This is a genomic window from Ensifer sp. (genome assembly GCF_035999185.1).
Taxonomy (GTDB): Bacteria; Pseudomonadota; Alphaproteobacteria; order Rhizobiales; family Rhizobiaceae; genus Ensifer.
Genome location: NZ_DASYHB010000205.1, coordinates 168,671 through 191,496 on the forward strand (window position 1 = coordinate 168,671; position 22,826 = coordinate 191,496).

A 22,826-nucleotide genomic window follows, 5' to 3' on the forward strand; every position below is an offset into this window, starting at 1 on the left:
AGCGGATGACAGATAGCAGGATATGGATTGCCGGTCACAACGGAATGGTAGGCTCAGCAATTAGGCGGCTGCTTCAGCAGCAAGGCCAGGAAGTACTGACCGTAGGCAGAGCACAGTTGGACCTGCGCGATCAGGGAGCCGTTACGACTTGGTTGAAAGCAAATAAGCCGACATCTATTATATTCGCGGCCGCTAAGGTGGGCGGTATATATGCAAATGATCGCTACCCGGCTGATTTCATTTATGACAACTTAGCGATCGAAACCAACATTATCCACGCGGCTCACCTGGCGGATGTCGAGCGATTGGTTTTTCTGGGTTCGTCTTGTATCTACCCAAAGTTCGCACCTCAGCCCATTCCGGAAAGCGCGCTGCTGACGGGGCCTCTTGAGCCGACGAATGAATGGTATGCGATCGCAAAAATAGCGGGTATAAAGCTCTGCCAAGCATATCGTAAGCAATATAGTCGCCGTTATATTTCGGTTATGCCGTGTAACCTTTATGGCCCGCGTGATAACTATGATCTGCAGACCAGCCATGTTATCCCCGCGCTGATCAGGAAATTTCACGAAGCAAAGAATTCGGGTGCTGAGCAGGTCGTTGTGTGGGGGAGCGGGCGCCCGCTCCGTGAGTTCCTCCACGTTGATGACTTGGCGAAGGGCGTTGTGTATTGCCACGAGCACTACGACGCATATGAGCACATCAACTGCGGAGCGGGTTCCGAAGTCAGCATCCGAGAGCTTGCTGAGCTTGTAAAAGAGGTTGTCGGATACCAGGGCGAGCTTACATTCGATGTCACCAAGCCTGACGGTACTCCTAGAAAGTTGATGGATTCGTCAAAGATCACTGCTCTGGGTTGGAGACCGGAAATTGATCTTCGCGCCGGACTTCTTGATTCGTACAACTGGTATACCGAGCACGCTACGGACAATGCTGCGCGGTAAGGGATATCCACCGCGCTTCGCTCATCAAATAAATGCCGTATAGTTCGGCTCTTTCTGGAGTAAACATGTCAAAGAAAGCATTGATCACTGGCGTCACCGGCCAAGACGGCGCCTACCTGAGCGCTCTCCTTCTAGAGAAGGGTTATGAAGTGTACGGGATGGTTAGAAGGTCGTCTCATGCTGGCGTCGCAGACCACAGGCTGAGGTGGCTCGGGGTAGCGGATCAAGTCCAACTGGTCGATTGCAACCTTCTTGATGCGGCCGCCCTCATTCGCTTGATGATGGATGTCAAGCCAGATGAGGTCTATAATCTGGCCGCGCAATCCTTTGTTGCCACCTCCTGGGCGCAGCCGAGTTTGACTGGTCAAGTAACCGCCTTGGGTGTTTTAAACGTCTTGGAGGCCGTGAGAACAGCGGCGCCAGAAGCCCGCTTCTATCAAGCATCTTCCTCGGAGATGTATGGATTGATTCAGGAGCCGGCGCAGAGCGAACAGACGCCTTTCTATCCTCGCTCACCATATGCCGTGGCCAAGTTGTTTGGGCATTGGGCAACCGTTAACTACCGCGAAAGCTTCAACCTGCACGCTTCATCGGGAATTCTCTTCAATCACGAGAGCCCGCTGCGTGGCGTTGAGTTTGTGACTCGAAAAGTTACTGACGGTGTTGCGAGAATAAAGCTTGGCCTTGCGAATGAACTGGCGCTCGGCAACATTGACGCCAAGCGTGACTGGGGGCATGCGAAGGACTACGTCCGAGCCATGTGGTTGATGTTGCAACAGGATGCTGCGGATGACTATGTCGTAGCAACGGGTCGAACGACAACAGTTAGAGATATGTGCGCTATCGCGTTCAAGCACGTGGGCTTGCCGATGGAGGATCATTTGCGGATCGATCCGGCGCTCTACAGGCCGGCCGAAGTCGATGTACTCCTTGGTAACCCGGCGAAGGCGAAGGCAAAGCTTGGGTGGGAGCCAGTCATTGGCTTGGAAGAGCTGATTGCGGAAATGGTCGAGGCTGACCTGACGCGCTTGGCGCGCCGCTGAAGTCAAAACTAGCGGACCCGGGCAGCATGACTAATAGCTCTAATCCCACCATACTCATGACGGGAGGCGCGGGATTTGTTGGGCGCGTATTGTGCGGAAAGCTTACCGAGGCGTTTCCGCTGTCACATCGCGTGCTACTGTGTCGGAATGGCCTAGGTATGAGCAACGGCTGGGAAACAGCCGTTGCTGATGTCACTGATTTTGATGCTGTAGGAATGCTCGTTGCGAGCATAAAGCCCGATATCGTGTTGCACCTTGCTGCTCAGGCGTCAGTGGCGAATGCGCAGAACTACGCGGAGCAAACTTGGCGCACCAATGTAATTGGGACGATGTCTATCGGCTCGGCAGTGGCGCGTTTTGCGCCGAGTGCTACTGTTTTGTTTGTGTCCTCGGGCGAAGTTTATGGCGCGAACTTGACTGAAGCCCCTACGACAGAGGCGATTCAGCCGCTGCCGCAGAACCCCTATTCCTGGTCAAAATTTGCTGCGGAGCGCGTTCTTTACGATGTACTGACGACTGACAACAAGCTCATCGTAGCAAGGCCCTTCAATCACTCGGGTGCGGGCCAAGATCGTAGATTTGTATTGCCGAGCTTCGCCGCGCAGATTGTAGAGGCAGAGCTGGGCTTGCGGGAGCCCCAACTTCAGGTCGGGAACCTGGAAGCGAAGCGAGATTTTCTTCATGTAGATGACGTGGTTTCTGCTTACGTTGGGTTGCTACGGGCTTCGCCGAGGTTATCGCGCTCAACGGTGGTAAATATAAGCTCCGGAGAAGCTCATCCCGTGCGCTATTATCTTGCTGAGATGACGAAGCTTTCAAGTGCGCGCGTAGAGATCATTGTCGACAAAGAGAAGATGAGGCCTTCTGACGTTTCATGTTCTTGTGGAGATAATTCTCTACTTCGTTCTTTGATCGGATGGTCGCCGAAGATCTCCAAAGCTGCATTGTTGCAAGAATTGCTTACAAGTTGGCGAAATAGATATGGCTAAGATTATAAGTATTCCTAGATTTGAGATTAAAGGTAGGCGAATTTTACTCGGGCTTAAGCCGCGAAGGGGCCTGAGGGAGATCGATCGCCAGAAAAATATTTGGGCCGTAACGGATGATGACCCGCAATTCACACTGAAATCTCGTTTTGGACTGAGGATCCCGGCTGGTCACTACCGGTTAAGTGTGGTGGGCGGGCGCCACATTGGCCGACTGACTAACGCTTCTCTCTATTTTGATAGTGGTCGTGGATTCAATGAGCGCGACCGAATAAATGTTCCTTTTAAAGAGGAAGCCGGCGGCGAATATGCCGCATACATAAAAATAGAGCAAGATGTACGCAGCCTTCGGTTTGACCCAACTGAAAACGGGCGGATTACATTCTCAGCCCAAGGCGTTCTGCTTGAACGAATGAGCGAGAGTGCATGGCACGTAGCAATGAGCCGCCCGATCGCAGAGCGGGCGCTGAGGTTGAGCAACGACGGCAAGTTGAGATTGCTTGTCAATCTCTTTCGGCTTCTGCCAGCGCATAAAGGGGCCGGCGGTGCGGGGCGACTGGCGCTGGCATTCTTACGATATCTCCCGGAGTTCTCAAATGTACGCGTGCTCGTGGCAAGCCACAATCAAAGCTTAGTTTCGGAATTTCCGGATGTAGACTTTGTAGTAGCAGGCACCGAAAGTTATTCCGAGCTTGAAGATCATTTTCAGTGGTGCGATTGCTATTTTGATTTTCTGAATGCGCTACGACCTACTTACATCCCGAGGCACGTCGTTGTTTTGAGTTGTCTCTTGGACTTGCAACACATGCGTCTGCCGACGCTTTTCTCTAGCGGCGAGCTAGCGGCACGAATGCGTGAATATGGATATGCGGTCGACCGAGCTGATCGGTTAGTGGCGATTTCGAACTATGAGCGGGAGAATCTTGAGTTTTTCTACGGCAAGACTAACGTGAGCGTCGTGCCGCTTAGCGGTTTTGCGGCTGAGGACTTCATAGAAGAACAGGGTAAGGTGTTTGGCCGCCAGAATCCAAACCGACAAACCTATCTGCTCTATCCGGCTGTGCCCTGGGCGCATAAAAACCATGAAACTCTAATTCAAGCAGCAGCCGTCCTAAAGCACACCGGTAGGCGTGTTCAGTTTGTGTTGACCAACACCGATTCCCATCCAGTAAACAAACGTAAATTGCAGAATCTAAGTGACAGACTTGACGTTAGCGATTGTGTGGAATTCAAAGGATATGTGTCTGAACCCGAACTTATCGAGTTGATGCGGAATAGTTCAGGGCTGGTATTTCCTTCCCTGTACGAAGGATTTGGAATTCCACTAGCAGATGCAATGAAGCTAGGTGTTCCTGTACTTGCCAGCAAGATACCTGCGATCGTTGAAATCTGTGCGTCTGCGGCAATGTATCTAGAAAATCATAGAAATTCGATCTCGATGGCAGAAGATATATGGAGTTTCTGGACAGATGAACAGAGGAAGAGGGAGCTTGTAACTGAGGGTTGGAGCCGGGGTCAGCTTTTTTCAAGCCGGCGCATGGCAAATGAGGTTGTTGAGGCTGCGAAATTGGCAGTCTCATCGCGAAGCGAACGATCCAATTCCTATTGTTCTCCTCCCATTCGTGAACCGCAAAAGAACCTTCTTTCTCTCCTCCTCCTAGTCGAAGAGCGGGACGTTGGTAGGGTCGAAGACGTGGAAGCTGTGGTGCAGACAATGTCCTCCTTGGGGGACGCCATTGACCTTACTATAGCCGTCGACGCTGCGTTTCTGCAAAATGCGGATTTTAGGCGCGCTTTTGCCGCTGTTGCGAAGCTGATTATTTTCGACTCTACGACAACGACATCTCGACAAGCTGCAGTAGAGGAGTTTGCGAGGAGGCATAATAGCAGTGATTTTCACATGGTTATCGATTGGGGAAATCGGGAGGCGATCTCTGCGGCTCAGATAGCGGCGTTGCTGCAGAGTCTTCGCCACAACCCTAGCGCGAAGTATGCCACTTCAGAGCAAGGTCTGAAGGACGTGGTCATTGGTGGCGCTCCTTCAGAACTGGAGATAATTGACCGCTTCGAGAAGATGCGCGGAAAGGGGAATGTTATCCCGGGAGTCGTATTTAGGGCTGAGGGTAACTTCCGTGACGCGCACCACGGTACGACGCAGTTTTTGAGCGCTTATTGTTCTGAAAATGCATTCGTGCGGGTTCCGACTGCGAGGGCCGACTTTTGATGAATACGAAGGCTATTGACCGGTTCGCTCGGTTCGTTCGGGAAGGCAAAGTGAATTTGGGGCGGGCGAAGCCCATAGTTCCAACTGGAGACGTCGCAGACGTTGTTCTGACAGATGGAATTCCGCCAATTTTACAGCGGGGGCCGCTTCCCGTGGTTGGGGTCGTCACGCCCGTGCGTAACAGACTCCAGTGGAGCGTTTCGTTCGTTCGACAAATGTTGGCGCAAACATACCCGTTTCTACGCATTTACATAGTCGATGCAGCGTCAACGGACGGCACTGCATCCGCCATCGCTGCGCTTGGGCATTCTGCAGTCGAAGTACTCTCGGTGGACTCAAGCAATTTTTGGACAGGGGGCACCAACGCGGGAGTTCGGCGGGCAGTAGAAGACGGTTGCGACTACATCCTAACCATCAATGACGATGCGGTTGTACCGCCCGAGTTCCTAGAGCGGTTGGTAGCCGTTGCGGCGACAAAGAAGTTGAGGATTGTTGGCAGTATGATCTCCTATGCAGCCGAACCTGGCCGCATTTGGGGGGCCGGAGCTTACAATGATTGGGCAAGCGGAAATTTCCTTCAGACAAGACATGCCAACCTTTGGGCTGACGCCGTTGATGAGTTGATGAGTGACCTTGTTGAAGCGGAATGCTTGTGCGGAAACGGTACCCTGATTGAGGCGTCGGTCTTCGATCAGATAGGGTTGTACGATGAGAAGTTTACACCGCACTACCACGCAGATACTGAGTTCACTTTGCGAGCGAAGCGGCAAGGGATACGCTCTTATGTAGCGACGGGCGCTTGGATCTATAATCGTTTTTATGAGGCGACAGACGGAGCCATGACGGCTCGCAATCGGCGTTACTTTTCTCTTCGCTCAGCAAATTATCTTAAACCGATAGTTTATATCTTGGCGAACTACTGCCCCAGTGAACTACGTCTGGCTGCCTTTTGCCGATACATAGAAAGATATTTGTTCGACGCGAGCCAGCGGGTTCTTTCCATATTCGCTAGGACTGCTCTTTTTCTTTCAGAAAAACTGCCGAAAGAATATTTCGGTTCGCGTGGATTTTATACATCGGGATCCGATGAATTAGATTTTTGCAGGGACGTTAACGTTGCTCTAAAACTAGAGGGGCGAGAGTTTCTGATGGTGGCGGCGATGTTGTTCCTTCGCCGATCGCTGAACAAGCTGGAAGAAGACCACTATCTTCAGTATGTCGGGACAGAAGAATCGCGTAGAATAGTATTACTCGATCTGATGAAACGCCCAGAGTTTTTAGCGTTCAGGGCGAAGACTCCCGAAATATCGCTTCTGCTGAAAGAGTGGACGCAGGAGGTGCCGCATCAGCTTCTTCGAATGTGTTCGGATGCATCTTTTGTGATCAGCGTTTTTCTGATTACGGAGAAAAGACTTCCGAGCACACAACGTTTCAGGCAGAACCTTTCAACGACGAGAGCAAGGTCGAGAGCGGAAGTATATCCCAGCCTCGAATTGGGGGAACCTACAAGCGATATTCAGGGCCGTCTCCCTTGCATATCAATTAGTGAAGAAAAGCCGGTCGTATATGTAAATACTGACGTCTTGTGTATGGCCCAACTCGATAACCGTGCCAAGACAGGTGTATTTCGTTACGTTCAATCGTTTGTGGATCGCATCCGCAACGATGATAGCGTTCAAATCCGACTATTCCATTCACCCAGTTTGAACAGCGGTTGGGAGAGGGTAGCACAAATACATCCGGATCTAGTACAGCTACATGTCGGGGCGCCCGCACCCGATGCTGGCCTAATGAGCAATCACGTCGCGTTCTATCCATACTTTCCGTTCGACCCATTTGACGCGCGCTTCTTAAAGTTAAAAAGCGTCTTTACACTTTGTGATCTTTTCCCGGTCACGAATCCCGAATGGTTTACGGAGGAGGCGACAACGAATTTCCGCCGCCAGATACGGCACCTGACCTCTGCAACGCACATATTCTGTATTTCGGCTGAAACGGAACAGAAGCTGAAGACTTATGCGCCGACGCTGCGTGGGACGACGTCTGTCGCACACCTAGGCGTTTCGGTTCCGCAGTTGAGTTCTGTTCGGACGGCTGGTGAAATTGCAAAACTGCGCCCATCACAGAGATACATGCTTTGTATCGGAACGCTGGAACCACGTAAGAATTTGGCGACGGTTATCGGGGCCATGCGGCGGCTCAGGGAAACTGAGTTTAACGATGTTCAACTGGTTGTTGTCGGTGCGTCTGGTTGGAATGTCGATTTCGCAGAAGAAGCCAGGATGCTCGGTGACCGGGTGACTTTCCTTGGTCACGTAGATGACCGGGAACTCTGGACCCTCTACGGATCGGCCGTTTGTACGGTATTTCCTTCTCTAGCTGAAGGTTTTGGCTTTCCCATTGTGGAGTCCTTCGCGAGTGGGACACCAGTGATCACATCAAACCGTTCAAGCATGCGAGAAATTGCGGGCGAAAGTGCGCTGTTGGTTGATCCGCTAGATGAAGGAGCCATTCTCGATGCAATGGTACGTATATTGCGCACGCCCGAGCTGCGAGAAAGGCTAGCAGAGAGCGGCTTAGATCGAGCGAAGACGTTTACGTGGGAACGATGTGTTTCACTTCACGTCCAAGAGTTTCTCAGGATACATCGAGTTTGATGCAAATTCAGATGACGCCGGACGGCTATTTTAGTTGGCCGACCGGCCGCGCTAGCAGGTTAGTGCCAAATACCCGGCCGGAACGGATCTCGAAATCTGGTTGTCGTTCGAAGCTGCCGGGTTTGGAGTAGACTCGTAAATCAGCCGTGGAAGTTCATGTCGATCGGACTGCGCGATTGGGTGTATAGGTTTTGATCAGCGCCGTCGGGACTTATTCTCCGTCGAAAAACCAGCCGGCTTCACCTGGCCCGGCATCAAGGACGGCCTGATGACATTGAGCCATGCCCAGTTCGAGGCCCTGTTCGCGGGCCTCGATTCGAGACGGGTTCGCGCCGTCGAGACGAAAGCGCCGGAGGCTATCGAATAGCTGCGGCACGATGACTCATGACGGCGAATTCCAAAGACAAATCGGCACGGGATTTGGTAGATTCTGGCCATGGTGGACACCTCCGATCTTCCCGATGTTGTTGCCGTCCTGAAGGCGATGCTGATTGCGGCAACGGCACGCGAAGCGGATAAGGTTGCGCAGATCGCCCGCAAGGGTGAGCGTATTGAGCGGCTGGAGAAGTTGGTCGCGGCCTTCAAACAGGCAGCCTTCGGGCGCAAATCCGAGAAGACCGATCCGACCAGTTTGATCTGGCACTGGAAGACCTGGAAACGGCCATGGCTGCGATCCATGCCGAGGATGAAGCGGGCGCTTCTTCTGGGAAGAGGGTCACCCGGCCACGCGCGACCAATCGCGGCTCACTTCCTCAGCATCTTCCCCGAGTGGATGACGTCATCGAGCCAGAAAGCCTGCTCTGCGCCTGCGGTGGTTGCCCGCATTGCATCGGTGAGGATGTCTCCGAGCGGCTGGACGTAGTCCCGGCGCAGTTCCGGGTCATCGTCACCCGTCGTCCTAAATATGCGTGCCGTGCCTGCACAGACGGCGTCGTTCAGGCCCCAGCTTCAGCTCGGTTGATCCAGGCAGGACTGCCAACGGAAGCGACCGTCGCCTATGTGCTGGTCTCCAAATACGCCGATCATCTACCGCTCTATCGGCAGGCGCAGATCATGAGCCGCCAGGGCTTGGACCTCGACCGCTCCACGCTCGCCGATTGGGTCGGTCGGGCGGCCTAGGAATTGCGGCCTGTGTTCGATGCGCTGATTGCCGACATGAAGCGCTCGACCAAGCTCTTCATGGATGAGATCCGAGCGCCGGTGCTTGATCCCGGCTCCCGCAAGACCAAGACCGGATACTTCTGGGCGCGAGATGATCGTCCTTGGAATGGCGGCGCTCCGCCAGGTGTCGCCTTCACCTACGCTTCCGCTCGAGGGGGGGGGCATTCATGCCCAAACGGATACTGCAGGGCTTCTTCGGCGTCCTGCAGGTCAATGGCTATGCCGGATACAACAGACTGATCGCCCCTGACCTCGTCGGCGCAAACATCGGGCTTGCCTATTGCTGGGCCCATGCCCGGCGCAAACTGGTAGAGATCACCCGCAACGGAACTGCACCAATTGCCGAGGACGGCGTCAATGCGGCGAACGTATACTCGCCGACGAGACGACGTTGCTGGCACTTGTTCCTTGTTCCCGGATATCGAGCGTCATCGTGAAATGGTCTTGGGCGACACGCAAATCAGGTCCGCCCAGATGAACGAAGTCGATACACTCTCACAATCCAGACGACCACGACTGGCGTAGCGATTGGGTTTCAGGCGGCTGCGTCCGATTGTGGCGTCCCCTGCGACATTGGCTCAAGGCGAGCGGCAGCCAGTTGCAGAGCACGGCCACAATCACGCCTATTGGCAGAGGTGTCTCGCAATACTAAACCTCACTGCCTTCAGACCAATTATAATCGGCCGGCCAAAGCCGCTCATTGACCCAAAACTGCGTGCCATCAAAATAGGTGGCACCAGTCACGTCAGGAAGGCGGCTCGATGCATGGAACTTGCAGGGCTTTTCGAACACGAGAACCCATCCGTTTTGCCTCAGAAGATCGATCAGTTGACCTTCGATAATCCTACTATGAGTGCCGATAATGATGCTCTTTACCTTGGCATTCATGGTTTCGAGAGAAGCCGCGATGCTTTTGAACTCGTAACCTTGGATGTCCATGTGCAAGAGATCTACCATCAACTCATTGGCAAGAAGCGCTTCAATCGTTAATGCCGGAACAGAAACCTGATGACTATGCATCCCGCGATAGTCGGTAGCAGTCTCGGCCTCTGTAACGCCGCCGCCCCAATCGTGAATGCTTTGCGCCGAAAAATGGAGTTCGCCGTGAACATCTGAGGCTGCAGCGTGGACGATCTGCGTCTTGACTACGGGGTGGGCCTGATCGCTGCGCGGGAGGCCATTGTCTGCGAAATGTGTGTCAATCAGAGGGAGCCTATCAGGGGCGGCTTCCACCGCGACCAGTTTGAGTGTCTGGACGCCTCGCTTCAGTGCGAAATTTGCGGAGCAGACAAGCCACGGCGCGAAGCCAGCTCCAAGTTCGTAAACGACCATGTCCTGACCTCCAGCCTCGACGGCAAAGCAAGTTGCTAGAATTTCGATCATCTCTCCGTAGAGTTTGTTGTCCGGAAAAGGTAAATCGCTCCAAATAGACTCTCCGCCAATGTCGTTGAAATATGAGTAGCGGGTCTTGATGCCAAAGCAGTCCTTGTGAAAGCCCTTTTCTACCGTGAGGGATGGCTCCATGTATTTCTTCAGCCTTTCAGTGGCGCCAAAATTGTAGCCAATAAAAATCTGATTGTCGTTCAATAGGTATTTGGACAAGCTCATCACAATCCCCCCAATTGTTCGTTTTCCCGCCCAACCTGCCGGTTAGGTTCCCAAGATCTACTTAGCCGTTTGCGGTTATACTAGCAAGCGCAGAGGTTGCGATGGCGGGTGTCCAGACGGCGCGGAGACGACTTCTTCGCCCAAAGGTGGTAGCTCAAACACGTTCCTTTTGGTTGATAAGGCAAAACACAAAATGTAGGGTTGTGGTCCGAAGCCAAGAGCGGAGCAAACGCAGCGATGGGTGGGCATATCAATTTGGCTAATTTGGACGCCAAAATAGCAGAATGCAATGCAGCGCCGAGCATGATGGAGCGAAGGGAACTGTTCGCCTCGTTTTCTATGAACTGGCGCCCCGAGGTAGCAGATCCGTTCAGCCCTGAGTACCGTACCGAGCAGATGGAGCTTTATCGCAGGGTGGCCGGCAAGCGGTACGACCTCGCCAACGAGGCATGCAGCTTTGATCTCAGCGCCGCGACCTACCGGCCTTACCCTTACGGGTCTCACGATCCGGAAGCCGTCGGCGTGCATTTGGTGGCGATCGGATCGCTGATGCGCCAGCTTGCTTCAGTGCCAGTTGGCGGTCGCATTCTAGAGTTTGGCCCAGGATGGGGAAATACGACTCTTCAAATGGCACTCGCCGGGTTCAAGGTGACCGCCGTCGATCTCGAAGAGAAGTTCTGCGAATTGATCCGGCGCCGTGCTATTCAACACAAGGTCAACATCAATGTCGTCAACAGCGACTTCATGTATGCCGAGACCGTCAAAGAACCTTACGACGCCGTCGTCTTCTTCGAATGCTTCCACCATTGCGATGATCACATGCGGTTGCTGCGGGCGATGGAGAATGCCGTAAAGCCAGGCGGCAAGATATTCTTTGGCGGTGAACCGATCGGGGCGGCGTTCCCTATCCCGTGGGGGCTGCGCCTTGATGGCGAAGCCCTCTTTGCCATCCGCAATAACGGGTGGTTGGAATTGGGCTTCCATGAGCGGTATTTCCAAGGCGCCCTTCGCTCCATCGGCTGGTCGGCGGTCCTCCACAAGTCGGAGGAAACCTTCGTCGCGAACATCTGGGAGGCGCGACGATCCGGTGAGTTTCGTGTGGACGTGTCGGCGCTCGACCCGAAGGTTGGGACGATCGTTGGCGAAAAAGGGCCGCAGGGGATTGTCGTTGAAGACAGCTACAAGCACTGGGTCTTCTGCGGGCCATTCTGTGATTTGCCGGCGGGCCGATGGCTCGGCACAGTGAAACTCGACAAGAAGGTAGTTTCGTCAGGCGCCGGTATTCTGCAGGTGTGCTACGGCGTGCCTGAGAAGGTTATCGCTCAAGCCAACGTGACGCTGCCGGCGAAGGAGATGCAAATACGGTTTGGGACCGAGGAGGCCGTCGCGGACGTCCAACTCCGGTACTTCTCCAGTGACCTCACGTCTTTCGTCATGACGTCGATCAAGATTGAGCCGGATGAAAGCGGCTTACCGCTTGACGTGCCGGCGCCTCCGCAAGGCGAGGAAGTCGACCCGGCTGTCGATGCGGCGCAACAAGAGGCGCCACCACCGATCACCCCTTTGTGGCGAGTCTTGTCGAGAGTGTTCGGCTGAGAGGCAGGCGACGATTGTACCGCTCGGAAAATTCTAGGGAATTGCTAGAGGCTGGTAGCCCGCTAGCCACCGTACAGAGATTGGTGATTGCGCCGTTCCAACTTCTCCTTGACCGCGAGCCTTCAGATGCGGGAATCTAGCAGAGGTATCTCGGTTAGTGAAACTGCGGCAACTCCGAAATGAGATCATTCGGTTCCCTGTGTATGCAATCAAGGCCGGCGGCAATTCTGCATAGCGAGAGGCGCAGAAGTTTTTCGCCGATCTCTCCAATTTCGGCGTGGCCGGGCTGATTTGCCATGGAATTTGCATCCAGCGGCGACTAGAGCCCCGGCGGTTCTGAATACGCCAAGATAGGCAAACCCATGCGGATACGCTCGAGTGTCTCGAACCACGAGTTTGGCTTCTCGGACCACGATGGGCGCGGCCCCCGTCCAGCCGCTCGCGATATCGGTCAGCGCCAGATTGTGAACGTAGCTACCGCGATTGACATTCCCGCCGTGAGCGACCAGATCGATCTCCATGCTGCTGGGAAGCGGCTCGTTCCAGTCGGCAAGAGTGCGCATTTTGATACGCCGCTGCGGCTCTGGCACTAATCTCGGTTTTTTCGCTCTGCTGGTGCGCCGCGGCATCTGGAGCAGACGGTCGATTGTCGCGGTGCTCAACGACAGGATCTTATGGCGTATCTCCTCCTCGAGCGTCAAATGGCCATTGCGTTCCAAGGCGGTAATAAGATTGGCAGTAAAGCTTTGAGGCGTTTGCCACAGACACGGTCGGAAGCCTCCCACAGCACAATCAACGCGCTCCGAGAGGAAACATTCGGCCGTCAAAACTGGACCTTCGCTGGAGATAGTCGTGCTCGGCTGCATTCTCCTTAATTGCCAACCTGCACCGAAGAGCCGGCAGTCGCGTCAACGCCGGCCGCTCTACGATGAGGCCGCTCGCAGTGTTTGGCCGATCGGGCCGCAATCATGCTCACCTTCATCACGACCTGCCGCCTCAATGACGTGGACCCAAAGGTGTGGCTCCCCGATGTGTTCGCCCGCGGCGCCACCTCCGGCGGTCGGCACGACCCGCAGCGGATCGTCTTGCGGTCACCGGATATGATCTGGCAGGCTCGCACCTGTGAAAGACCCATCACTGCCTTCCGATGCACGGCGGCGGCGCGTTTTGGCGACTGGCCTTGCCACTTTTTTCTCGTGAAGTGCTACTGCATCCAGCGTGAGCGTCCGGTGAACGGATCTTGCTGAACGAGCCAGTTAGGCGATGTTCTGGCATAGAACCAGCATTAGTGCCGATACTAATATCCGATCTGAGAGGTCGGCATGGCTCGCATGGAGATCATTTCCGGCGTTGAGCGCAGGCGGCGGTGGTCGAAGGAAGCGAAGCTGGCGACATTGGCTGAAGCCGATCAATCGGGCGTTCGCATTGGTGACGTCGCTCGCGCGATGACATTTTATCCTGCGCAGATCCGTTTATGGCGGAAAACGCTTAGCCATTTCGATGTGTCAGCAACGTTCCTTCCGGTCCACCTGGTCAACGAAGTAAGCCTCGGGCAGATACCGGCGGCCGGCAGGGCGCCGGCGCCTATCAAGATCCCGCTACTTAATGGTCGCCGTGTGAAAGTTCCGGCGGACATTGAGCGCAAGATGCTGTCATCGTTGATTGCGTGTCTTGAGTCTACATGATCGGGCCGACAGGAAATGTGCGGATCTACTTGGCTTGTGGGATGACCGATATGCGGCGCGGTATCGATGGTCTGTCTGCTATGATCAAGGCAGTAATCAAGGAAGCGCCGGGTTGCGGATCGATCTTCGGCTTCCGTGGAAAGCACCCCGATCAAGCTTGTTTGATGGAATTGTGTGTGGCCGGCCAGAGCATCTTTGCGGGCATTCATTGCAGTACATACTTCCTAAGTGTGCGCTCCATAAGCAATCCTACGGCCATCGTACTGGCGCCCCATATGAATAGATATGTTTTGTCCAGAAATGGAGCCGAATATCCTTGGTAGTATGCCTGCCGCATCCACGATACGCATTGAAATGCTGGATTGAACGATAGCAGGTAAACTACTTCTTCTGGATAGGTGTCCAAATATATCGGACCTCCAGATGACAAATAAATGAGGACCGTGAACAGCGCATAGATCATTGACGTGGTAGGTGCGATTGCCGAAATCACGCTGATGATAATCCCAACGCCCACCGCCAGCATTGCAGTTACCGCCATACACATGAGCGCTTGCTCAGGTCTATAGGGAAAGGGGTTTGTCCCAAGACTTAATAGGATCATTACAAGGATAATAACTGATATCACAATGGCCACGAACTCTAGAAGAGACCTCGCAAGCACTATGTCCATTAGGTGGACGGCGGGGAACGAAAGCATATTCTTGTTAGCGACGATCGACGAAGACATAAACCTGGAGACATAGGTCAACGTCAGCACGGGCATTAGCCCGGTCGCAAAGAAGAGTATCATGTCGTCGCCGAAAGTTGCGGAACGCCCAGTAAACGAATAGATGGCGAGTAGAACACCAACGTGCGCAACCGGGAATAGCGGTGCTACCAAGAAACCTAGGCCATGGTTGAAATATCGGCTTCGAATGTCACGGAGAATTACTGCATGCATCACATGCCATTGCCTTTTCAGAGCGACACGGATTGGGACTTTTCCGGAAAGCGACGGCTGGCCTGTCACTCTACTTGTTTGAGGCTGCATTGCTCAACCTTCTCACTACTGCCGTTTTTCTGCAGCTCATCGCCGAACCGCAAGATTTAAGTGACAGTTTCATAGCCTACGCCCAAATCACAGAGGGGCGGATTGCTTCAATTGCGTTGGATGGCCCGCAGCAGCCTTGGATACCGGAATGCGCCGGTCATTACAAACGGACTCTTTTCCAAAGCAGATCCATGCCGGCTACAGCCGGCGCTCTCGTGCTCAACAGCGCGAACCCGACGCCGATCGAGGCCCGAAAACAGCGCGTCAAATTGCGCGTGGCCCAATGTCATCAAGCCATCCTTAATGCCCGCCACGTAAACGTGTGTTCTTCCAGTCGCTTGTAGGTCGTGACCATGACGCTGCCATCCCAATAGATCAGCTTCAAACGATCTGACTTGCGGACCGAAATACGAAGACCGTTCCGGTGAACGGGTCCCTGTGCAGCTCGGTCTTCATCAGCGCCGCCAACCCGTCGTGGCCTTTGTGGAAGTCCACCGGCTTCGTCGCCACCATGATCCGCACTCGGTTCGACGAAAAGATCATGGCGGGACCTCAAATGCACGCGCGACTGCAACGATTCGGGCCGCGGATGCGCCTTCCTCCAGGCGGCTCGTGACGCGACAGACGACGATCTCTGGACGATTGACTTCTTTATTCCGCGGCTCGGCGGCAGTTGGCTCGACGACCATAGCTGCGAACTCCACTGCATCCTCGGGCGCAGGCAAGACGAGTTAGCCCTGAAGCGCCATCGTCCGCCAAGACGACAGGCGGTTCGGCTTCAACCCATAGCGCTTCGCCACCTCGTTGACTGTCACGCCCGGTCGCAGGCTTTCCGAAACGAGCCCGATCTTCAACTCATCAGGCCATTGTCGATTTCTCGCGCGTCCGACCTTCCCAATCGTGAGTATCTCCAGCGTAGTTTCCATGGAGGAACTCCCTTTTGTCATCCATGGAAAGCCGATCACAGATCAATGCAATCGGGACAACGTGGGACAGAACACCAGTTGCGCCGGGGCTCTGGTCACCGCTGGATGGAAGTTTCATAGCAGATCAGCATCGCACCGATAAATGCGGCCAGCGCCTTGCGGAGATTCCTGGTGTCGGGCCGGTTGGCGCATCGCTCTTAATGATGAAGACCCCAGATCCCGGGATATTCAAGTCTGGTCGAGATTTTGCAGCCTGGATAGGGCTCACCCCCAAAGACCATTCGACCGCAAGCAAGGTCAGGCTTGGGGTGATCACCCGTGCTGGAGATGAAATGCCGAGGAGCGTATTAGTGGTGGGTGCCACTGCTTCTCTTCAGCACATCAGAGCACGCCGAAGCAGACATGCCTCCAGATGGCTCGCCGAACTCCTGCAACGAAAAAAGCCGAAGCCGGTGGCTCTGGCGCTAGCCAACAAAATAGCCCGTGTCGCTTGGAAGCTCATGGTGAGCGGCGAGACGTATCGGCGGACAGAGATGCAAATGCAGGCAATTTCATGGTGACGACAAGCACCGTTCCGGTGCTGGAGCCAGGCAAGGGCAAGACCAGGACCGGCCGGTTGTGGACTTATGTTCGCGACGGCCGTCCCCATGGTGACACGAGCCCACCTGCAGTCTGCTACTTCTTCAGTCCGGATCGCAAGGGACTGCATCCCAGGCAGCATTTGGTCGCCTTCTCCGACGGCTTCCGTGACCTCTACGAACCGCACTAGCCAGGCAGCCCGCCGACCATTCTGGGCGCATGCAAGACGCAAGTACTTCGATCTGACGACTTCATGCAAAGCCCCGATTGCCGAAGAAGCGCTCCGGCGGATTGGTGAGTTCTACGATATCGAGAAGGCCGTTCGCGGGGAGCCGCCAGACGTGCGGAAAGCTGCGCAGCAACTTAGCAGCATTCCTAGGGTCGAAGCCCTGCGATCATGGCTGGACGACAGCCTCAAGCGCCTGCCGCAAAAGTCCGGAACGGCTGAGGCGATCCGATATGTGCTTTCCCGTCGGAAACAGCTCTGCAGTTTCCTTGATGACGGCAGTATCGAGATCGACAACAATGCTGCTGAACGGGCAATCCAGCCTCTCGCGCTCGGCCGCAAGAACTGGCTTTTCGCGGATCGGACAAAGGCGGCGAACGCGCCGCCGCGATACTGTCGCTGATTGAGACTGCAAAGCTCAACGCCCTCGATCCGGAAGCCTATCTGCGCAGTGTCCTTACCAACATCGCCGACCATCCCATTGATCGGCTCGATGAACTTCTGCCGTGGAACCTACAAATTCCTTCGAAAATGGCCTGACCGGACGCTTACGCCTTTCAAGGTTGTTTCCGTGCTAGGAACACGCGTTGCGGAAACCATCTTGGCCAGTGGTTATGTGCGACCACATATATGGACGCAAGCGATCCGATCAAAAATGTCTGCAGGAAACACTTGCAAGTGGGAGCCGTCCACATGGAATTGGCAGCCACCGAAATCCCTACAACATCAGGCTGCCTAGTCTGCGGCCCTGACCGGATGGTTGCGACGAACAACGGGACTTTCTCCGGTATTGAGCTACGGTTTTCTCAAAACGCTTACGCAATCAAGGTCGGAGACCTCTCCCCAAGAATGCACAGTTTGGTCGGCTATCAAAAAGCCCGCAGCTTTGGAAATATCCGAGAATATTTCGGCCGACATATAATTTCGCCAGTGCGGGTTAGCTCTAAAGTTCGCACTAGAGCCGCCAATGGTATAGTTCGAATGATGAACTAAAGCATATCCGCCCGGCTTCAACACCCTGAAAAACTCTGGAAGGTATGCCTTTACTATCTTTGGCGGGAAATGCACCATGCTGTCAAAGGTATAAACGAAAGTACAAAGATTATCCGGTATATCGCGGAGGTCGTATCCATTACATTCTTTTACGGAAACCCTCGGATCGTTAGCGTATTTCTTCTTGCAGTAATCAACATTGTGCTTGTTGACGTCTACCATCGTGACCTTCTCGGCCCAAGCCAACAAGAAGTCTGTATTGCGACCATATCCACATGCGAAGTCAATCACCTGGCTGTAGTCGATCGGGTGGCGTATTCTTGCAGGTTCGATAAATCGGTCCCAATGCACTTGCATATCGCGGGCCGCTGCGCCGTGATAGGCCTCTGCGACGTCCTCGCCCCAAAGTAGGCTATTCCTTTTCACAAGGTTTTTAAGGCTATTGAAGAACATACTTGACTCTCAAACGTGCGGTGCAATTCGAGAGCCGCATAGCACGTCCCGCCCTCGAAGTGAACTCAAACACTGCGCATGGCACGCAATTGGGCTTTTTGAATGAAATGAAAGAGAATCAGGTCCGATTCCAGCAGATGGGCAGCTGTACTAATTTCTCTCAGAATATCAGCTAATTGGTGTACCGCCTCGAGCTGGGGTTTCATCCGCACCGCCCCCTCTTGCAAACCGAGTAATTCAGCAATGTTCCGAGCATAAGTGCTGTCGTCTTGGCCGGAATCGAAGAGCGTGAATTGAGATAATGTGTCGAGCGCGCTGACGACAGAGTCGAGACGCGCGGGCTCCGAGGGGTTCGACGCTACCAGTTGTTGCGTGAAGGGCGAGGAAAGTACGCCGATGGTGTCCTTCGGTGCTTGACGAATTGCGCGTCGCACAGCTGACGCGTCGCGCGTGTCGAGGCCATTGAAGTACCCGATGACTGGCGCGAAGATAGTTTTGTCCCGTTCCGGCACAAATGCAAATTTATGTTGGCTGTAACGGCTAAATATGATGAGTCGCAACGCTAGTTCGTAGAATGGGTCTCGCAGGCCCACCATAGTCACGTCGATGTTGTAATCGATGTAGACCCGAAAGTTCTTTAGTAGGATTCTGCCCGCGATATAGATCGACGGTTGGTGAAGAATCTCCAGCATCTGCCGGACAGTTTCAAATCCGTACCGTTCCACGCGGTGCTCGAAGAACTGGAAATGATGCTTTAGACTTAAGTCGATTTCGCTGTGTGGTACGTAGGACGTCTCCACGCGAAGGACTTTCTTTGAGATGTTCCCTGGCGACGCACGGCGGTAGAAAACCAAACCCGTTTCTGGGTCTGAAATCTCAACTGACGGAGCGGAACTGATCCCAGGAACGTTTTGCTCGTTCAGCACGAACGCCACATTGCCGGTCTCGTGCAGTCCCTGAGCATATGCGCCCTCAACATAAAGCCAGCAAGCTACCTCAATCGTCTCAATCGATCCGTTGATTCTCACGACGACTTTGGGTTTCGTCGAAAAGCCGTCCGGAACGAGATAGCCGTGAATCTCGGCTCCGGTGTCTTGATGAACGCTAAAATTCATTGAGTTGCACTGCTTGGTCCGTGTAGTTAGGTTATAGGCCCAATTGAACAGCGCAGACAAGGGAGTTGCGGATGGCCTTGGGTGGCGGTCTGGCCTGAACGCGCATCAGGTCGTGTGCAGCCATTACTTTTGTTTCCGAGGCAGTGGCATCGCTAGGTGTGAGACACGGGCTCGGCCGGTTAGTCCAACTTGTCGCGAATCGCCAAGACTGTACCGCAAGCACTGCTGCATATCGCAGCCCAAAGCAGGAACCATAAAAATAACGCCAGAGGAACATTTGGTGAGGTACTTTTATCGGGCAACGTCGGTTCAGTAAAATTATCTACATAAATCAGCTGCAAAGAACTAACCAATTTGACTTTCTCTAACTCCCTTATGGCGGATTCTAGTTTGTTCTGCGCGATCTTTAGTTCGAGTTTTAGTTTATCGAAAATGCTAGAGTAATCTGCGAGATTGCCAGATATCTCTGTTGATGTACCCGCAGCCTTCGCCCCGAGTTTCCGAGCCTGCTCCTCAAGCGCCGCGAGCCTTCGATCCATGTCGGCCAACTGTGGTGCTTCTTTGTCGAGGCTAAACCTCAACGCTTCGCGGCGGCTTCTTAGTTGTGCAATTTCGGATTCTACGTTCGTCAGGGTTGTTATTATACTTTCGGCCGAGAGATCTATGTCAAAAACGCCCGTGAGGTTCTGAGTGTCTCTGAGTTTCCCTCTCAGTGCTGCAACTTCGGTTGTGGCTGCTTCCACGTCTTGTTGTGCGGACACAAGAAGGTCACTCCACATACCGGAACTAAGATTATTTATCTGTACCTCCGAGAGCCGTAGTACGAGTTCTACGAGCTTTTGCGCTTCCGCTGGAGTAAAAGCCGTGACCTCCAATTCGACGATGCCGCTCTTCGGGTTCACAGATGCCGAATAACGGTCCTTCCAGTACTCTAATGTCTCTTCTTGGGTGGCATCAGGCACGAGACGTGAGAACACGTCAATATCTTTACGGCCGAACACTTCTTTCAGGTCAACATTCTTCTGTAGATCCTGTATTATTGACGGGCTTCCAAGATAATTAAGTAAGACGGCCGTATCTTGGACGATTTTCGCTTTAGGCTCAACGGTACTAGTTGAGTACCGGTCTCTCGACAATATCGGGGCAGACGAGCGTACAATGAAGCGTACCTCTGATACGTATCCGGGGCTCACCATCAAGGCGTAGTAGGCGAGACTCCCAATCATGGGGAGAGCGAATGTCATGGTGAAGATTGCGCCGAGAAGGGCGGTAAACACGCGGTCACGCGCCCGCGGGGCTAGCCCGGCTAGGCGGTAGAGATTGCGCCGGCTCCTGTTTTCGAACGTTAGCGCGCGGGCATAGGAACTTAAGGCGGCAGCCATCCGTTGGCTGCGACCAACTACGCTCGCCATTTCTGTTTTCACGATCAGCTGGTTTTCGTCTTTCACATCTTTCTCCGCGCCGGTACGTGCTGCTAGCGATTTAGGCGCATATACGTTGCTATGCCTTCCTCAACATCATTGAATTGGACCAAATGACCGTCAATCAAAACGATTGCAACGTCGCAATAGTCTTTGATTGTATTCATGTCATGGGAGATCATGATGACGTCAGACTTAGAGCGCCGATCTCTGAACGCGTCCCGGCACCGTCTTTGGAAATTGGCGTCGCCAACTGCCGTGATTTCGTCAACCAAATAGCAATCAAATTCAATGGCCATTGAAAGGCCAAAAGCGAAACGAGACATCATCCCCGATGAATAAGTCCGCAACGGCTCATTGATATAACTGCCGATTTCTGCAAAATCCGCCACAAACCGAAGAACGCGGTTGTGATCTTCGCCATAGGCCCGAGCGACAAACTTGAGGTTCTCTTTCCCGCTCAATTGACTGTTCAGACCATTTGCGAATCCAAGAGGCCAGGATACACGCACTTGACGTTGAATACGTCCTTTGTTGGGCAATTCTGCGCCTGAAATCAGGCGCATTGTTGTAGATTTCCCTGCGCCGTTCACCCCCAAAAGTCCATAGGACTGCCCGGCACTGAAGTGTACAGACTGATTGCGCAATATATAGCGACGATGCGCGGCGGTTCTGTAAAATTTTGTCACGTTATCGAGCGTAATCATATTGTTAAACGCGGTGATCTTCGATGGACATCCATACCAGTGTAGCGGTGACCCAAAGCGTGAAGAGCCCGGCGGTTAGAATGAGCCATTCGGAGATGCGATTTGGATACTCGGACTCTTCTGGTACTTGCGACTTCGAGAAGACCGCCATGAATGTTGTTCGTTTCAGTGCTGCCGACTTTGCCGTGTCCAGATTTCGAACCGTAGACTCATACAGCGCTTGGGTCACTATTCTGCGGGTCTCCAAGCGCGAGAACTCTGTCAAGTTACTGGACAATTTGGTTTCGTTCGTCGAGTTGTTGCCTGCGAGACTGTTCTGTCGCAGAGTGATCTGTTCATCCAAGGCTTCGATAGATCTCCGCAACTGACGGCCGCGCGCAGTGTCATCTGCTTTTGCTGCTTCCAGTGATTTCAAAGCGACCGTCAGGCTGAGCTTCTCCTCAGTCAATTTAGCAATTATGGTATTTAACATCTTCGCTGATGAAATGGGATCGAGAATCCCTGTCTTGTTTTGATAGTTTCGAAGGTCGTCTAACGCCTTTCGGTACGCTTCTAGACTCGTCACGACGTCGCCTTCGCCGCGCGCGACCAAGTCGCCCTTCGCTTTGTCGGAAATCTTGTCAATCATTTGATCTGCTGCGGCCAGCGCCGCGGTAGATATCGCGACCGTATCCTCCGGTGAAAACGCGCGAACTGTGAAAATTATGATGCCCGATGGCCCATCCACATATGTATCGACGTGGCCAAGCCAATATTTGTACAGTTGCTCAAACGACGCTTCCCTCCTTAGTCGCGATAGCGTGTCGATGGATTCTTTCAAAAAGAAGTTGCGCAAACCGATTTGTTCATCGAGTATTTTTACAATCTGAGGAGATCTTAAGTAATTTGCAACAATATACGAATCTTGCGTAAGTGAATCCCCGCCGATGACGGACCTGCCTTCTCGTGTTTCCGAGGTATCAAATTGTTCGCTAACCCCAATCGTGCGTACAATCATCCGTGACTCGAAAATGTACTGTCCGCTTGCAATAAAGAAGCAATAGATAGCTATTATCGCACTCGGAAATAGGACAAACGCAACCAGAGAATTCTTTTTATTGAAGATAATGCTCAGAAGCTTGGACGTCGCGTCCTTTTTTGCCAAGCCGAGCGCATCATCTGGATCATCTTTCGCCGTCGTGACGGCCTCTTGAACGGCATAGTCAACTTGCAGGTTCATTCTTTTCCCTGTTAATTGTCTGGGAGGGCTACCCATATAGCACAGAACTTCAGCCGCCGTGCTCAGGAAGCCAGCCAGATCACCGTTTTCACGAGACTTGATGCGCCTTTAATCACGCATACAAAATACGCGGACCTTTTACCATCGAGCGGCTATTCAGGATAGATGCGGCGTTAACAAGGCACTCGAAGTGCTGTTGCGTTTTTGTTCATCAGTTGGTTGCCCACGATCACATCGTTTGGTGTCAGGT

General features: G+C 53.5%; 19 protein-coding genes and 4 pseudogenes. 13 read left to right on the plus strand and 10 right to left on the minus strand.

Translation table 11 applies throughout. The features are described 5' to 3' along the window. Window positions 1-5 precede the first annotated feature (5 nt). The 6 genes and pseudogenes from fcl to tnpC all read left to right on the plus strand — a co-directional run. Complete coding sequence (fcl, locus tag VGO04_RS28345; protein WP_327499305.1) at window positions 6-944, plus strand: GDP-L-fucose synthase; 939 nt, start codon at window positions 6-8, stop codon at window positions 942-944. Between the two features lie 65 nt (window positions 945-1,009). Continuing rightward, complete coding sequence (gmd, locus tag VGO04_RS28350) at window positions 1,010-1,987, plus strand: GDP-mannose 4,6-dehydratase (RefSeq protein ID WP_327499306.1); 978 nt, start codon at window positions 1,010-1,012, stop codon at window positions 1,985-1,987. A gap of 56 nt (window positions 1,988-2,043) precedes the next feature. Then, window positions 2,044-2,976 (plus strand): GDP-mannose 4,6-dehydratase, encoded by a 933-nt coding sequence (locus tag VGO04_RS28355; protein ID WP_327499466.1) that lies wholly within the window; start codon window positions 2,044-2,046, stop codon window positions 2,974-2,976. Further along, window positions 2,969-5,197, plus strand: coding sequence for a glycosyltransferase family 1 protein (locus VGO04_RS28360; RefSeq protein ID WP_327499307.1), 2,229 nt, complete (start codon window positions 2,969-2,971; stop codon window positions 5,195-5,197). The genes VGO04_RS28355 and VGO04_RS28360 overlap by 8 nt, the downstream gene beginning before the upstream one ends. After that, window positions 5,197-7,854 (plus strand): glycosyltransferase, encoded by a 2,658-nt coding sequence (locus VGO04_RS28365; protein WP_327499308.1) that lies wholly within the window; start codon window positions 5,197-5,199, stop codon window positions 7,852-7,854. The genes VGO04_RS28360 and VGO04_RS28365 overlap by 1 nt, the downstream gene beginning before the upstream one ends. 436 nt (window positions 7,855-8,290) lie before the next feature. Further along, window positions 8,291-9,371: pseudogene (gene tnpC, locus VGO04_RS28370) on the plus strand (IS66 family transposase); the annotation flags it as partial. A gap of 292 nt (window positions 9,372-9,663) precedes the next feature. Here tnpC and VGO04_RS28375 read toward each other — a convergent pair. Further along, entirely contained in the window at window positions 9,664-10,623 is a 960-nt protein-coding gene (locus tag VGO04_RS28375; RefSeq protein WP_327499309.1) for an FkbM family methyltransferase, read from the minus strand. A 237-nt stretch (window positions 10,624-10,860) separates the two neighbouring features. Here VGO04_RS28375 and VGO04_RS28380 point away from each other — a divergent pair, with 237 nt between their 5' ends. Continuing rightward, a complete protein-coding gene (locus VGO04_RS28380) occupies window positions 10,861-12,219 on the plus strand; it encodes a class I SAM-dependent methyltransferase (RefSeq protein WP_327499310.1) in 1,359 nt (452 codons plus the stop codon). A gap of 1,039 nt (window positions 12,220-13,258) precedes the next feature. On the opposite strand, the pseudogene VGO04_RS28385 reads toward VGO04_RS28380, so the two are convergent. Next, window positions 13,259-13,411: pseudogene (locus VGO04_RS28385) on the minus strand (IS3 family transposase); the annotation flags it as partial. 130 nt (window positions 13,412-13,541) lie between these two features. On the opposite strand from VGO04_RS28385, the gene VGO04_RS28390 reads away from it, so the two are divergent. Then, a complete protein-coding gene (locus VGO04_RS28390) occupies window positions 13,542-13,904 on the plus strand; it encodes a transposase (RefSeq protein ID WP_327499311.1) in 363 nt (120 codons plus the stop codon). Beyond that, window positions 13,901-14,227 carry an IS66 family insertion sequence element accessory protein TnpB gene (tnpB, locus tag VGO04_RS33000; protein WP_414650613.1) on the plus strand — a complete coding sequence of 109 codons (327 nt, stop codon included), beginning with the start codon at window positions 13,901-13,903 and terminating at the stop codon, window positions 14,225-14,227. The genes VGO04_RS28390 and tnpB (VGO04_RS33000) overlap by 4 nt, the downstream gene beginning before the upstream one ends. Here the strand turns inward: tnpB (VGO04_RS33000) and VGO04_RS33005 are convergent. From VGO04_RS33005 to VGO04_RS28400, 3 genes and pseudogenes are all read right to left on the minus strand, one after another. Then, the gene (locus VGO04_RS33005) at window positions 14,110-14,937 is read right to left on the minus strand and encodes an ABC transporter permease (RefSeq protein WP_414650614.1); all 828 of its coding nucleotides are present in this window, start codon (window positions 14,935-14,937) and stop codon (window positions 14,110-14,112) included. The genes tnpB (VGO04_RS33000) and VGO04_RS33005 overlap by 118 nt on opposite strands. A 289-nt stretch (window positions 14,938-15,226) precedes the next feature. Beyond that, window positions 15,227-15,480: pseudogene (gene tnpB / locus VGO04_RS33010) on the minus strand (IS66 family insertion sequence element accessory protein TnpB). A gap of 188 nt (window positions 15,481-15,668) precedes the next feature. Further along, entirely contained in the window at window positions 15,669-15,863 is a 195-nt protein-coding gene (locus tag VGO04_RS28400) for a transposase (RefSeq protein ID WP_327499313.1), read from the minus strand. A gap of 128 nt (window positions 15,864-15,991) precedes the next feature. Here VGO04_RS28400 and VGO04_RS28405 point away from each other — a divergent pair. From VGO04_RS28405 to VGO04_RS28420, 4 genes and pseudogenes are all read left to right on the plus strand, one after another. After that, window positions 15,992-16,423 (plus strand): annotated as a pseudogene (locus VGO04_RS28405) (transposase); the annotation flags it as partial. After that, complete coding sequence (locus tag VGO04_RS28410; RefSeq protein WP_327499314.1) at window positions 16,417-16,632, plus strand: IS66 family transposase; 216 nt, start codon at window positions 16,417-16,419, stop codon at window positions 16,630-16,632. The pseudogene VGO04_RS28405 and the gene VGO04_RS28410, both read left to right, overlap by 7 nt. After that, window positions 16,610-17,071: an IS66 family transposase gene (locus VGO04_RS28415; protein ID WP_327499315.1), complete on the plus strand. Its 462-nt coding sequence runs from the start codon at window positions 16,610-16,612 to the stop codon at window positions 17,069-17,071. Before VGO04_RS28410 ends, VGO04_RS28415 begins: the two co-directional genes overlap by 23 nt. 41 nt (window positions 17,072-17,112) lie before the next feature. Further along, window positions 17,113-17,208, plus strand: a complete 96-nt coding sequence (locus tag VGO04_RS28420) for a hypothetical protein (protein WP_414650621.1) — start codon at window positions 17,113-17,115, stop codon at window positions 17,206-17,208. A gap of 255 nt (window positions 17,209-17,463) precedes the next feature. Here the strand turns inward: VGO04_RS28420 and VGO04_RS28425 are convergent, their stop codons facing one another. The 5 genes from VGO04_RS28425 to VGO04_RS28445 all read right to left on the minus strand — a co-directional run bounded on the left by VGO04_RS28425 (window position 17,464) and on the right by VGO04_RS28445 (window position 22,576). After that, the gene (locus VGO04_RS28425) at window positions 17,464-18,114 is read right to left on the minus strand and encodes a class I SAM-dependent methyltransferase (protein WP_327499316.1); all 651 of its coding nucleotides are present in this window, start codon (window positions 18,112-18,114) and stop codon (window positions 17,464-17,466) included. A 65-nt stretch (window positions 18,115-18,179) separates the two neighbouring features. Beyond that, window positions 18,180-19,229, minus strand: coding sequence for a hypothetical protein (locus VGO04_RS28430; protein ID WP_327499317.1), 1,050 nt, complete (start codon window positions 19,227-19,229; stop codon window positions 18,180-18,182). A gap of 179 nt (window positions 19,230-19,408) precedes the next feature. After that, window positions 19,409-20,677, minus strand: coding sequence for a hypothetical protein (locus VGO04_RS28435; RefSeq protein WP_327499318.1), 1,269 nt, complete (start codon window positions 20,675-20,677; stop codon window positions 19,409-19,411). 26 nt (window positions 20,678-20,703) lie between these two features. After that, window positions 20,704-21,357: an ABC transporter ATP-binding protein gene (locus VGO04_RS28440; RefSeq protein ID WP_327499319.1), complete on the minus strand. Its 654-nt coding sequence runs from the start codon at window positions 21,355-21,357 to the stop codon at window positions 20,704-20,706. A gap of 4 nt (window positions 21,358-21,361) precedes the next feature. Beyond that, window positions 21,362-22,576: a hypothetical protein gene (locus VGO04_RS28445; protein WP_327499320.1), complete on the minus strand. Its 1,215-nt coding sequence runs from the start codon at window positions 22,574-22,576 to the stop codon at window positions 21,362-21,364. Window positions 22,577-22,826: the final 250 nt, after the last annotated feature.